The sequence below is a fragment of the Cryobacterium sp. TMT2-4 genome (genome assembly GCF_004402575.1).
GTDB classification, from domain to species: domain Bacteria; phylum Actinomycetota; class Actinomycetes; order Actinomycetales; family Microbacteriaceae; genus Cryobacterium; species Cryobacterium sandaracinum.
In genome coordinates this window covers 21,350-34,441 of the sequence record NZ_SOGE01000038.1, presented here as the reverse complement: position 1 = coordinate 34,441, position 13,092 = coordinate 21,350, and the positions used below count along the sequence as shown (strand labels likewise).

Sequence of the window (13,092 nt, the reverse complement as noted above, 5' to 3'; positions counted from 1 at the left end):
GGCCGTCGTCGGACTCGCTGAAGCTCGAGCAGAGGCACAACTCCACGCCCGATCTCAATACCTGCGTGCACTCACTGAGATCGAGTGCGTGGAGCCGGTCGTAGTCGTCCTCAGCCGGTGGCTGGGTGCAGGCTCGACGCAGCGACCCGCGCCACCCGGGGAAGGGGTGCGTTCTCCCCGGATACGATGCTGCGAATGACGGCGATCGGCAGTTTGGGCTCCCGGTTCGCGTCGGTCAGGCCGTTGGTCTCCTGCATTGTGTCCGTCAGCTGGGTGTAACAAAAGCCCGAGAGGATCGGGTTGTCCCGAAGGCTTCCCACGAGACCTGATACACGATTTTCGAAGTCCTCATGGCTTGTCGCTGTCGTGTAGCCCCACGAGTCATCGGCAGCATCGGGCGCGAAGCTGACCCCGCCGAATTCAGTGACCATGATCGACTGGCCATCGACCTCGCGGGGGATGAGCTGCAGGCGACGGCCTGCCGGACCCATACCCGCAACGAGGGATCGGATGGCGTCGATGTCCTTGTAATTGGCGTCGAGCTGCTCGGCCGTGCCGGCATAGTCGTGGATTGTGAGGATGTCAGATATGGCGTGTTCCCAGCCGTCATTGGAGATGACGGGGCGGCTCGGATCGAGCGCGCGAGTCAGGTGGTAGAGCGACTGGGCGAAGCTCAACTGGGCGTCGTCGTGTGCGATCTGTTGAACACCCCAACTCTCGTTGAGGGGAACCCAGGTGACGATTGACGGATGCGATCGGTCGCGGCGCACTACTTCGGTCCATTCGCGGGTGACTCGCGATACTGCCTCCGAAGAGAACTCGTAGGTGCTGCCCATTTCACCCCAAATGAGCAAGCCGAGCCGGTCCGCCCAATAGAGGAATCGAGGGTCCTCGACCTTTTCATGGACTCTCGCGGCGTTGAACCCGAGGGCCTTGATGAGTTCCACTTCGGCTCGCAGAGCTTCGGCCGAGGGCGCAGCGAGGTGCGACTGCGGCCAGTAGCCCTGCTCCAGCACCGATCGTACGAAGTACGGTCGGTCATTGAGCAGGAACCTGCCGCCCGCGACACCGACGCTGCGAAGCCCGAAATAGGAGAAGGACTCGTCGAGAATGCTTCCGTCGTCAGCAATGATCGAGACATGCGCGTCAATCAGTCGTGGGTTTTCCGGTGACCAGAGGAGAGCTTCACAGGCCTGACCGTTCGCCTGCCGAGAAATCTGAATGGTTGCCTGTGATCGCGGCTCAACGGCCAAGAAAGACTGCCGGGCGAGAATTTCGCCCGCGATGGACAGTTCCACCTGAACAGTAACGCTCGGCGCCGGTCGCCGCGTCAGCTCCACCTCGATCGCGACGTCCCCAGCCGGCACGTTTGGAATCCAACGCAGTGCCGTGATGCGCTGATCCGGCACAGACTCGAGCCAGACCGGTTGCCAAATCCCCGTAGTGCGGTGGTACCAAATGACGTGCGCATCCTCAAGCCAATCCTGTTTGCCCCGCGGCTGAGCTACGTCGTGGGGGTCATCCTCGGCACGAACCACGAGCACGCAGTCCTCTTGGGGCGACAGAGCTTCGGTGATGTCAAAGGAGAATGGCGTCTGGCCGCCCTCGTGAGACCCGATGAACTGGCCATCGATCCACACAGATGCGCGGTAGTCGACCGCCCCAAAATGCAACACCACTCGGTCACGCCCGCGGGACAGTCCGCTCGCGGCCACGTCTTCGGGGCTGATGATGCGGGAATACCAGACAACGGGATGGAAGCCCGGCTCGGCGATTCCTGACATCTCCGACTCAGGCGGAAACGGAACAGTGATGACCCGGCCAAGGTGTGCAGGGTTTGCGAACCACTTCTCGCTTCTGCCGATGTCGTGATCGTCGTGTTCGAATGCCCACTCGCCGGCGAGATCGTGCCAATTCGGGCGGACAAGTTGCGGGCGGGGATACACGCCACCCTGGGCACTGGCAGAAATCGGGAGAGAACGCGACATACCGCAATCATGCCGCCAAATTACAGCGCTGTAAAGTCTGAGTGTCGGTCGAGGCGTCAAGGAGCAAATGGAGCGCTCTCGCGCACCTCGAGTGAATGCCCCACGATCCTGTGGCGGCCAACCCCCCGGTATCCAGCGATTCGTTCCTCGAGGAGATCGAAAGCAGCCGCGGCGATAGCGGTCTTCCTCGGCGCCACGGAGGTGAGTGTCGGGGACGTGTACGCGGCCAGGAAGGTGTTGTCCCAACCGACCACGGCCACATCTGCGGGTACCGATCGCCCGGAATCATGGAGGGCTTTCAATGCTCCGATCGCAAACCGGTCGTCGCGGCTGACCACGCCGTCAAAACACACCCCGCGCTCAATCGCCTCGGCAACCGAACGAAGGCCTGCTTCAGCCGTGAATTCCAAGGCCGTGAATACCAGCTCAGGATCCAGCTGGACCCCGGCCTCCAGGAGACCCTGTTGGTAGCCGAGAAGGCGCTGATTCGTCGAACCAGTGATGTCCGCCGCTATGACACCGAGAAAAGCGATGCGTCGACATCCTCTCGCTAAGAGGTGCCGCGTGGCATCGAGAGCGGCCGAGATGTTGTCGATCATCACGTGGTCTGTCATGACAGGCATGGCCGCCTCGCCGAGCAAGACCAGCGGAGTGCCAGGATCGAGCTTCGCAATGTCGAGCGATTCCATGCGGACGGGGTGAAAGATCACGCCGTCGACCAGCCCAGCCTCCCGATCGCTGAGTACCGCCCGTTCCGCGACGGGATCGCTCAAGGTCTGCTCGATGATGACTCGGTATCCTCGTCGAGTTGCTTCTTCGGCAATGTGACGGGAGAGTTCCGAAAAGTACGGGTGGTCGATTTCGGGGATTGCCAGGGCGATCATTCCGGTTCTTCCGGTAGCCAGACGCCGCGCCGTAAGGTTGGGTCGGTAGCCGAGCTGGTCAATTGCCGCTTGCACCTTCTCGCGGAGCGCCGGGGCCACGTGAGGATAGTTGTGAACGACGTTTGAGACGGTCTTCATGGATACGCCCGCGAGCTCCGCGACGTCTATTAGTCGAACCCTTGCCATGTTTGTCCCGTCCCGTCCGGTCCATCCTAAGGCGACTGTGGCCAGGCGCTGGAAACGGCGTTTGTCGCGGATCCTCGCAGACTAGACAAACATCTTTCTAGCGCTGTACATTGACGGAAGGCGCTCGTCTGCCGCTCCGATTGGTGCGGGGAATGGGCGGCCCGCTTCGCGCATGAGTCGCGGAGCGATGTTTTCGATGAGGAGGACGAACGATCATGAAGCAGAAAGACTTCCTGGGGCGGCGAGTGATTGGGGCCACAGCTCTCGGTGCCGCACTCATGCTGGTACTGGCCGGATGCTCTGCGGGCGGAACCGGGCAGGCGGCGAGTGAGCCCTTCACCGGTGAATACACCGGACCTGAAGTGGAGCTGTCCTACTGGAACGGCTTCACCGGCGGGGACGGTCCGTTCATGGAGAAGATGGTGTCCGACTTCAATGCTGAGCATGACAACATCACGGTTGTCTCGAACACGATGCAGTGGACCGACTTCTACCAGAGACTGCCCGCAGCGGTGACCGCCGGCGAGGGTCCCGACGTCGGCGTGATGCACCTGGACCAGCTCGCGTCGAATGCCGCGCGAAACGTCATCGTACCGATCGACGATCTCGCCGAGGACTTGGGTCTCACGTCAGATGACTTCACCGACGAAGTCTGGAGTGCCGGCGTCTATAAGGACGCCCGATACGGCATTCCGCTCGATGTGCATTCACTGGCCATGTACTACAACACCGAACATTTCGCCGCCGCTGGGATCGAAGGTGCCCCGACCGACGCGGCTTCCTTCCAGGATGCGCTCGACAAGCTCAAAGCAGCTGGGTACGAAACTCCATTCTGGATGCCGACGCGGTGGCCGAGCCACCTCATGAACCTCTCCGTGCTGTGGCAGAACGACGGTGAACCATATGGTGACGACGGGGCAACGTTTGATTCAGCAGCCGGAGTAGAGGCACTTGAGTGGCAGCGCTCCATCGTGGACGACGGTTACAGCCCGAGTGACGTCGCCATCGACTCTCAGTACGTCGCCTTCAAGAATCGTGAGACCTCGATCACATGGGACGGCATCTGGCAGATCAACGATCTCGCCGAGTCCGGTCTGCCTTACGCGGTCGCCCCGGTCCCCACAATTGGTGACACGGATGCCGTATGGGCCAACTCCCATAACTTCTTCCTTCCCCGCCAGGCAAACGCGGACCAGAACAAGGTCAACGCGTCGAAGGTGTTCATCGCCTGGATGAGCGAGCAGTCCGCCGAGTGGGCAGGCTCGGGCATGATCCCCGCTCGCCAGTCGGTGCGTGATGCGGGTGCCCTCGACGGCCTGCCGCAGGAAGCAATCGCGGCAACGATCGATTCGATGCGTTTCTTGCCGCCCATTCCCGGGATCGGTGGGGTTCAGGCCGAGACCCTCGAAATCGCAGTCGCCGACGGGGTTCAGGGAACGACGACGCCGAGTGACGCGCTCAAAAAAGCCGCCGGCACGGCGACGAAACTCATGGCCGACAACAAAGCCTCGTTCGGGGACTGACCAGTGTCGACGAAGGTCGGTGAGCGCGCCCTCCCCCTGGGGAGGGCGCGCCGCCCCTCGGCCTCCGACCCGGAGTCGCAGAAGAATCGTGGAGTGCGAGCGGGCACTCGGCGGCAGGGGGTAGCCACCCCCTGGCTATTCCTTGCCCCCTACCTGCTTCTGTTTGGCAGCTTCGTCGTCCTCCCGGCAGTTTTAGGGGTGTGGATCAGTCTTCATTCCTGGGACTACACGTTGCCGAACAAACCCTTTGTCGGCCTCGACAACTACGTCGCCTTGTTCTCACCCGGATCGACGGTTTTTGGCCCGTTCTGGGGGTCCATGCGGGCCACCGGCATCTTCACGGTACTCAGCGTGCCATTGCTCCTGATCGTCCCGCTCGCCGTTGCCTTACTCATGAGCAGGAAGTTTCCCGGACGGGACTTTCTCCGAGCAATCTACTTCGCCCCCTACGTACTCGGCGTCGCCGTCATCTCGGTGCTGTGGCGATACCTGCTCGACAACAACATCGGGCTGGTGAACCACTATCTGGGACTCCTAGGACTTCCGGATGACACCGCTTGGACAACAACGACGCCCGCGGCCTGGGTCGCGCTTGTGGGAGTGACCGTCTGGTGGACGCTCGGATTCAACGCCGTCATTTACCTTGCCGGCCTTCAGGACATCCCGATCGAACTCTACGAAGCCGCACGTGTTGATGGGGCCGGACCGTGGATGCAGTTCCTGCACGTGACGATCCCCGGGCTGAAGCCCATCCTCTCGTTCATCACGATCATCACCCTTCTTGCATCCGCCAACATGTTTGGCCAGTCCTATCTCATGACTCAGGGCGGCCCCGGACGTGAAACGCGCACGGCCATATATCAGATCGCCGACGCGGGTCTGCGCAACTTTCAGATGGGCAGCGCCGCAGCGATGAGTTATGTCCTGACCGTATTCCTCATGGCGATCAGTGCTTTTGTCTTCTACATCTTTCGCGAGAAACAGCCCAAGAAGCTCAAGAAGGAGGTGCGCTCGTGAACGCTCTCACGACCAGGATCAGTGCCGGTTCCCGTGCACGCAGTGCACGTCGACGGAGTGGCACAATCACTCGGGTCGTCGTTCTCGGCGCGATCGCAATCGCGTTCATCAGCCCGATCATCTTCATGATCGTGACCAGCTTCAAGACCCGGGCTGACGCAACGGCTATTCCACCGGCGTGGATTCCCAATCCGATTTCCGTCCAAGCTTTCGCGTCTATCCTCGCTCCCGGGACTGCGACTCCGGTGCTGCAATGGTTCGCAAACAGCATGGTCGCAGCCGCCCTCAATGCCACGCTCGTCGTCGTCACGGCGTCATTGGCGGCGTATCCGCTCGCACGAATGCAGTTTCGCGGCAAGAATTTCGTCTTCGTCATCATCGTCGCGACATTGCTGGTGCCGCCGGTAATCCTGGTGATTCCCAACTACCTCATCGTGAGCGAACTGGGGTGGCTCAACTCGCTCGTCGCGATCATCATTCCCACGGCGGCGTCCGCATTCGGAGTGTTCTTCATGCGACAGTTCTTCGTCGGCCTGCCGATCGAGTTAGAGGAGGCCGCCCGGCTCGATGGGGCGAACCGATTCGTCATCTTCATGCAAGTGGTTCTGCCGCTCGCCAAACCCGCACTTGCAACACTCGCGCTGCTCGCCTTCCTCGGCAACTGGAACGACTTCCTCTGGCCCGTCTACGTCTTGTTCAGCCCGGAGATACAAACACTGCCAGCTGGACTGTCCACGCTTCAGTCCGCAAATGCGGTGCGCTACGACCTTTTGATGGCCGGCGCGGTTGTCGCGAGCGTGCCCGTGCTGGCGCTGTTCATCTTCCTCCAGCGCTTTATTATCGAGGGCGTTTCTCGCTCCGGAGTGAAGGGATAGCACGTGTTGACCTCTGCTCGCCGCGCAGCGGTAGCGTGTGTGGCTGGAGCCATCATGACCGCCTTCGCGGTGAGTGGCTGCACGGCGGCTCCGGAGCACTCGGCACCTCCGGCGTCTACCGCAGCAGGCGCTGCGGTACTCAACACGAATTTCGCAGACCCCGACGTGGTGGAGGTCGACGGCACTTATTTCGCGTATGCCACCAACGACAACAACCGCAACGTGCAGGTCGCCTCCTCCACCGATCTCCTCGATTGGGAGGTGTTACCGGACGCGTTGCCGGATCTCCCAAGCTGGATTATTCCGGGAAAGACCTGGGCGCCTGAGGTGACGAGACTCGCCGATGATTCATTCGTCATGTACTTCACGGCGACGAATTTTGCGCCAACGCTGCAGTGCATTGGTGTAGCCACTGCCAGCGACCCGGCCGGACCGTTCATCGTTCAGAGCGACGCCATGATCATCTGTCCAGAAGACGAAGGCGGCGCGATCGATGCAAGCACCGTGCTCATCGACGACGCCTTGTACCTCGTCTGGAAAAATGACGGTAACTGTTGCGACCTCGACACCTGGATTCAGGCGGCCACGCTCTCTCCCGACGGGCTCAGCATCACGGGCGATCCCATCAGGATCCTGAAGCAAACCGAGGATTGGGAGGGCAACCTTGTCGAGGCTCCCACCATTGTGGTCCGAGGTACAGGACTCCTGATGCTCTACTCCGCTAACTCTTACGGAGACGACCGATATGCGGTCGGTGCTGCAACGGCTGCCTCAATCGATGGCCCGTGGACGAAGGAAACGGGTCCGATCCTCTCGACCGAAGGGTCGGGGGGCTTATATCGCGGCCCTGGTGGCCAAGACCTGGTCTTTGGTCTGAATGGCAAGGACTATCTCGTCTTCCACGGGTGGGACACGGACTACACGTACCGCGCACTTCACGTTGCCGAGACCGAATGGGACGCCGACATTCCTCGGGTCCTGACCCCCGAGTAACCCAATTGGGGTGCGACCTTTCTTTCGCGGCGCCATCCTGGCGCCGTGGCCGAACCGAGTCGTGGATGGAAAGTACACATTCGGTGGTGTCGAGCAACAGCTCAGCATCGCCGAGCCGTCGAGGGGTCACGCTCTCCATGGACTCGTGTCCTGGTTGAACTTTGCAGTGGTCAGGCAGGCGGCCGATCGGCTCGTCCTCGCGGCAACCGTCGAAGCGCAGCCTGGATACCCCCACCGGGTGACGCTGGAGGTGGATTTTGCGCTTGACGCCGGTGGCCTTCGAACGGCAGTTACGGCAGTGAATGCCGGTCCAAATTCCGCCCCTTTTGGCGTCGCTCCGCACCCGTACCTTGTTGCCGGCGATGGCCGCGTCAACGACTGGACGCTGGAGCTCGCAGCCCAGCGAATCCTGACCGTGACTCATGACCGCCTCATTCCCCTTCACCTCTGTGATCTCGATGCTGGTGATCTTGCCGTGTTTGACTTCCGCACGCCGCGGACTATCGATGACACCTTCATCGACCATGCATTCACTGGCTTCGACCGGGACGATGAAGGCATGGCGACACTTCGATTGACGACGACCGCGGGCAGTGGAGTGGAAATGATCTGGGGTCCCGAATGCCCTTGGGTTCAGGTGCATACGGCTGATCAATTAGTACCCTCGATCGACAGAATTGGACTCGCCGTCGAACCAATGACCTGTCCGCCGGATGCGTTCAACTCTGGAATGAACCTGAACGTCCTTGAGCCATCCGGCTCAACGCGCGCCTCCTGGACGGTTCGTGCAATCGACCAGCTATGCAGACCGCTCTGGAATTGACGCGACTCGCGTCGCCGAATGACCAGACCGGGACAATAGCGCTTGACCGACGATTTCACATACGTTCTGACGCGGGGGTCGCTGAACGCCCGATAGCCGAACGGCTAGCGGCCGTTCCGTCGTAAGAGAGAATGCCTCGGTGCCCACCTCGGTGCCCACCTCGGTGCCCACCTCGGTGCCCACCTCGTGGTGTCGACGAGGCACCCCTGACGCTGGCAGGGGGCAACGCGCAACCCGAATTCGGTCGCATCCTCGCAGTGGCGGGTCATGTGCGATCGTGATAGATCTGGGATATGCACATTTTCCGCGCAGCCTGAGACTCTGCCCGGACATTCACCGTAAATGCACCTCCGAAAGTGAGGGCGGATCTTCCGTCTTTCATGGTCAAAATTTAGGGAGTGAAAGAAATGAAAGCAGTCGTTTATAAAGGCCCCAACGCGGTCAACGTTGAAGACGTTCCGGATGCCAAGATCGAACGCCCCACTGACGTTCTTGTTCGCATCACAGCGACAAATATTTGCGGTTCCGATTTGCACATGTACGAGGGACGCACCGATTTCGAGGTCGGGCGCACCTTTGGTCACGAGAACATGGGTGAGGTCATCGAGATCGGAAACGGCGTCGACGCCGTCAAGGTCGGCGATCGGGTCGTGCTGCCATTCAATATTTCCTGCGGGTTTTGCAAGAATTGCGAACGCGGTTTCACGAACTACTGCATGACCACTCAACCAAACCCGGTCGGCGCGGGCGCCGCCTACGGCTTCGCTGGCATGGGTCCGTATCCCGGCGGGCAGGCCCAAATGCTGCGTGTGCCCTACGGCGATAACAACTGCTTGCGCCTGGGTGAAGACGCGGTAGAAAAGCAAAACGATTACGTGATGCTGTCGGACATTTTCCCTACCGGTTACCACGCTACCGAGATGGCCGGAGTGATCCCCGGTGACACGGTCGTGATTTACGGTGCGGGTCCAGTCGGACTGATGGCCGCCCTGTCCGCCACGATCAAGGGCGCGAGTAAAGTTTGGGTCGTGGATCGACGCCCTGATCGGCTGGCCCTCGCCGAGCAGATCGGTGCGATCGCCATTGATGACTCGAAGATGGACCCGGTTGAGTTCGTTTTGGACCAGACCAAGGGTATCGGCGCGGACCGGGGATGTGAATGCGTGGGTTATCAGGCCCACGACCCCCAGGGCACCGAAGATCCCGCCATGACTCTGAATCGGCTGATCCAGTCCGTGCGCATCACCGGGGGAATCGGCGTTGTCGGAGTCTTCCTTCCGGCAGATCCCGGCGGCTTCGACGATAACGCCAAGCAGGGCAAACTTGCCATTGATTATGGCCTGCAGTGGCTTAAGGGTCAAAGCATAGGCAGCGGACAATGCCCGGTGAAGAAGTACAATCGGCAGTTGCGCGACCTGATCGCCGCGGGCAAAGCCAAGCCATCCTGGATCGTTTCCCACGAGATCCCCCTCAGCAAAGCCGCGGATGCCTACAAGAACTTTGGCGAACGCACCAACGGTTGGACCAAAGTCATCCTCAAGCCGGAGTAGGCCAACCGATCCTTCGTTGGGTATCCGCGCGTGCGCCGCCGCACGGCTACCCGGGATGAGGGCAGCAGCGCGTTCCGCGATGGCGACGACGGCGGCATCCGTGATGCCGGACATTGCCGAGGGCAAAATCGAGGCGTCTGCGACACGCAGTCCGACGATTCCGTGCACCCGCAATTCCGGGGGGCAGCGGCCCGACCGTCATCAGACCGTCGGTGCCCCGGATCACGGCCCTCCGTCGTCTCACCGCGCCGATCGTGCTTCCATGCTCGGCAACATGGTGCTGATTTGCTCGGCGGTGGACCGGCCGCGGTCATCGACCACGCGACCATCGGCCAGGAGGATGATGCGGTCGGCACAGCTGGCGGCCTGCAGCGCGGCGATGACCTGCGTCTGGCTGAGCCGCAGCGCCTCTTCTTAGGCGGTGGCGATCGCATCCGAGGTCACCACCTGTTCGGCCGACGAGGCCGCCACGTGCGGTCGAGATGGCCCGCCACACCTTCCGAAATCGGCCGAAGGTGACGAGGTCGGAGCCGGTGCGCGACGACATCCGTCACGCCTGCGGCGAACAGAGGCACTCATTTCAGGGTTCGCTCGTTACTCTCGATGTATCGGCGCCACAACTGCCCTGGCGCCAAGGGAGCGATCACATGTTTGAGAGATTTACCGACCGAGCTCGACGCGTCGTTGTTTTGGCCCAGGAAGAGGCCAAAATGCTCAACCACAACTACATCGGTACTGAGCACATCCTGCTCGGCCTGATCCACGAAGGCGAGGGAGTTGCGGCCAAAGCCCTCGAGAGCCTGGGTATTTCCCTCGACGCCGTGCGTGAGCAGGTGCAGGACATCATCGGTCAGGGCCAGCAGCAGCCGACGGGGCACATCCCGTTCACGCCGCGCGCCAAGAAGGTTCTCGAACTGAGCCTGCGCGAAGCACTGCAGCTCGGCCACAACTACATCGGCACCGAGCACATTCTGCTCGGCCTCATCCGCGAGGGTGAAGGCGTTGCCGCCCAGGTGCTCGTCAAGCTCGGCGCCGACCTCAACCGGGTGCGCCAGCAGGTCATCCAGCTCCTCTCTGGTTACCAGGGCAAGGAGCAGGTGCAGGTCGGCGCGAACGAGCAGGCGAGCGGTCCGGCGGGCAGCCAGATTCTCGACCAGTTCGGGCGCAACCTCACGCAGGCCGCCCGCGACAACAAACTCGACCCGGTCATCGGGCGCGAGAAGGAGATCGAGCGGGTCATGCAGATCCTGTCCCGCCGGTCCAAGAACAACCCGGTTCTGATCGGTGAGCCCGGAGTCGGCAAGACCGCCGTCGTCGAGGGTCTCGCCCAGGCCATCGTCAAGGGCGATGTACCCGAGACGCTGAAAGACAAACAGCTCTACTCGCTCGACCTCGGCTCGCTCATCGCCGGAAGCCGCTATCGCGGTGACTTCGAGGAGCGGCTGAAGAAGGTCACCAAGGAGATCCGCACCCGCGGCGACATCATCATCTTCATCGACGAGATCCACACCCTCGTCGGTGCCGGTGCCGCTGAGGGCGCCATCGACGCGGCCAGCATCCTGAAGCCTCTCCTTGCCCGAGGCGAGCTGCAGACCATCGGTGCCACCACGATCGACGAGTACCGCAAGCACTTCGAGAAGGATGCCGCGCTCGAGCGACGCTTCCAGCCGATCCAGGTGGCCGAGCCGTCTCTGCCCCACACCATCAATATCCTCAAGGGGCTGCGCGACCGGTACGAGGCGCACCACAAGGTCTCGATCACCGACGGCGCTCTCGTGGCCGCGGCGAACCTGGCCGACCGCTACGTCTCCGACCGGTTCCTGCCGGACAAGGCCATCGACCTGATCGACGAGGCCGGCGCCCGCCTGCGCCTGTCGATCCTGTCCAGCCCGCCCGAGCTGCGCGAATTCGACGAGAAGATCGCCGTGGTGCGCGCCGCCAAGGAGACCGCCATCGAGGAGCAGGACTTCGAGAAGGCCGCCGGCCTGCGCGACGAGGAGAAGAACCTCCTCGGCGAGCGTTTGCGCCTCGAGAAGAAGTGGAAGTCGGGCGACGTCAAGACGACCGCCGTCGTCGACGAGGGCCTGATCGCCGAGGTTCTGGCCCAGGCCACCGGCATCCCCGTCTTCAAACTCACCGAGGAGGAGTCCTCGCGGCTCGTCTTCATGGAGAAGGCGCTGCACCAGCGCGTCATCGGTCAGGAAGAGGCCATCTCGGCGCTCGCCAAAACCATCCGTCGCACCCGTGCCGGACTGAAGGACCCGAAGCGCCCGAGCGGTTCGTTCATCTTCGCGGGCCCCACCGGCGTCGGAAAGACCGAGCTGGCCAAGGCGCTCGCCGAGTTCCTCTTCGACGACGAGGCCGCCATGATCTCCCTCGACATGAGTGAGTACGGCGAGAAGCACACCGTGTCCCGACTGTTCGGCGCCCCTCCCGGGTTCGTCGGCTTCGAAGAGGGCGGCCAGCTCACCGAGAAGGTGCGCCGCAAGCCGTTCTCCGTGGTGCTGTTCGACGAGATCGAGAAGGCCCACCCTGACATCTTCAACTCGCTCCTGCAGATTCTTGAAGAGGGCCGATTGACGGATGGCCAGGGTCGCGTCGTCGACTTCAAGAACACCGTGATCATCATGACCACGAACCTCGGCACCAAGGACATCAGCGGCGCGCCCGTCGGTTTCCAACTCGAGGGTGACACGTCCACCGGTTACGACCGGATGAGCGGCAAGGTGAAAGAGGAGCTGAAGAAGCACTTCAAGCCCGAGTTCCTCAACCGCGTGGACGAGATCATCGTCTTCCCGCAGCTGACCAAGCCGGAACTGCTCCAGATCGTGGACCTGTTCATCAAGCGCTTGAGCGAGCGCCTGCTCGACCGCGACATGACCGTGGACCTGACCCTCGCCGTGAAGGAGCACTTGATCGAGGTCGGCTTCGACCCCGCACTCGGTGCCCGTCCGTTGCGCCGTGCGATCCAGCGCGAGGTGGAGGACCGCCTGTCGGAAAAGATCCTGCAGGGCGAGCTCAACGCCGGCGACCACGTGCACGTGGATTACGTGGGTGGGGAGTACATCTTCACCACGACGGTGCGCGCCTCCGCCGTAGCCGTCGGCGTCAACACCACGGCCGCAATCGGCACGGGGCCGGGCTCACCCGACCTCGCGGTGACCAGCGAGTAGCGGTAACCCGTTGGACAGGGCCCGGCGGAAACATCCGCCGGGCCCTGTCTCGTGCTCGCCCGGCCCCGACTCCCTGACGA

Annotated in this window: 9 protein-coding genes and 1 pseudogene; 7 read left to right on the top strand and 3 right to left on the bottom strand. The window is 62.0% G+C overall.

Going from position 1 to position 13,092, the window contains the following annotated elements:
* Window positions 1-110: 110 nt before the first annotated feature.
* Together E3O54_RS13330 and E3O54_RS13325 are read right to left on the bottom strand one after the other, a co-directional pair.
* Window positions 111-2,048, bottom strand: coding sequence for a glycoside hydrolase family 2 protein (locus tag E3O54_RS13330; RefSeq protein WP_370247919.1), 1,938 nt, complete (start codon window positions 2,046-2,048; stop codon window positions 111-113).
* Window positions 2,045-3,058 carry a LacI family DNA-binding transcriptional regulator gene (locus E3O54_RS13325; RefSeq protein WP_104102425.1) on the bottom strand — a complete coding sequence of 338 codons (1,014 nt, stop codon included), beginning with the start codon at window positions 3,056-3,058 and terminating at the stop codon, window positions 2,045-2,047. Before E3O54_RS13325 ends, E3O54_RS13330 begins: the two co-directional genes overlap by 4 nt.
* A gap of 215 nt (window positions 3,059-3,273) precedes the next feature.
* Between E3O54_RS13325 and E3O54_RS13320 the strand changes: the two genes are divergently transcribed.
* The 6 genes from E3O54_RS13320 (at window position 3,274) to E3O54_RS13295 (ending at window position 9,839) form a co-directional block, all read left to right on the top strand.
* Window positions 3,274-4,581: an ABC transporter substrate-binding protein gene (locus E3O54_RS13320; protein WP_134401783.1), complete on the top strand. Its 1,308-nt coding sequence runs from the start codon at window positions 3,274-3,276 to the stop codon at window positions 4,579-4,581.
* Between the two features lie 93 nt (window positions 4,582-4,674).
* Window positions 4,675-5,598 carry a carbohydrate ABC transporter permease gene (locus tag E3O54_RS13315; protein WP_241976901.1) on the top strand — a complete coding sequence of 308 codons (924 nt, stop codon included), beginning with the start codon at window positions 4,675-4,677 and terminating at the stop codon, window positions 5,596-5,598.
* 125 nt (window positions 5,599-5,723) lie between these two features.
* On the top strand, window positions 5,724-6,473 hold the full coding sequence (locus tag E3O54_RS13310) for a carbohydrate ABC transporter permease (protein ID WP_104102706.1): 750 nt from the start codon (window positions 5,724-5,726) through the stop codon (window positions 6,471-6,473).
* Between the two features lie 54 nt (window positions 6,474-6,527).
* Window positions 6,528-7,466: a glycoside hydrolase family 43 protein gene (locus E3O54_RS13305; protein WP_134401782.1), complete on the top strand. Its 939-nt coding sequence runs from the start codon at window positions 6,528-6,530 to the stop codon at window positions 7,464-7,466.
* A 10-nt stretch (window positions 7,467-7,476) separates the two neighbouring features.
* The gene (locus E3O54_RS13300; protein WP_255570331.1) at window positions 7,477-8,289 is read left to right on the top strand and encodes an aldose 1-epimerase family protein; all 813 of its coding nucleotides are present in this window, start codon (window positions 7,477-7,479) and stop codon (window positions 8,287-8,289) included.
* A 407-nt stretch (window positions 8,290-8,696) separates the two neighbouring features.
* Entirely contained in the window at window positions 8,697-9,839 is a 1,143-nt protein-coding gene (locus E3O54_RS13295; protein ID WP_134343463.1) for a glutathione-independent formaldehyde dehydrogenase, read from the top strand.
* A gap of 78 nt (window positions 9,840-9,917) precedes the next feature.
* Here E3O54_RS13295 and E3O54_RS17190 read toward each other — a convergent pair.
* Window positions 9,918-10,007: pseudogene (locus E3O54_RS17190) on the bottom strand (GMC oxidoreductase); the annotation flags it as partial.
* A gap of 479 nt (window positions 10,008-10,486) precedes the next feature.
* On the opposite strand from E3O54_RS17190, the gene E3O54_RS13285 reads away from it, so the two are divergent.
* Entirely contained in the window at window positions 10,487-13,012 is a 2,526-nt protein-coding gene (locus E3O54_RS13285; RefSeq protein ID WP_104102410.1) for an ATP-dependent Clp protease ATP-binding subunit, read from the top strand.
* The last annotated feature ends 80 nt before the right edge of the window (window positions 13,013-13,092 follow it).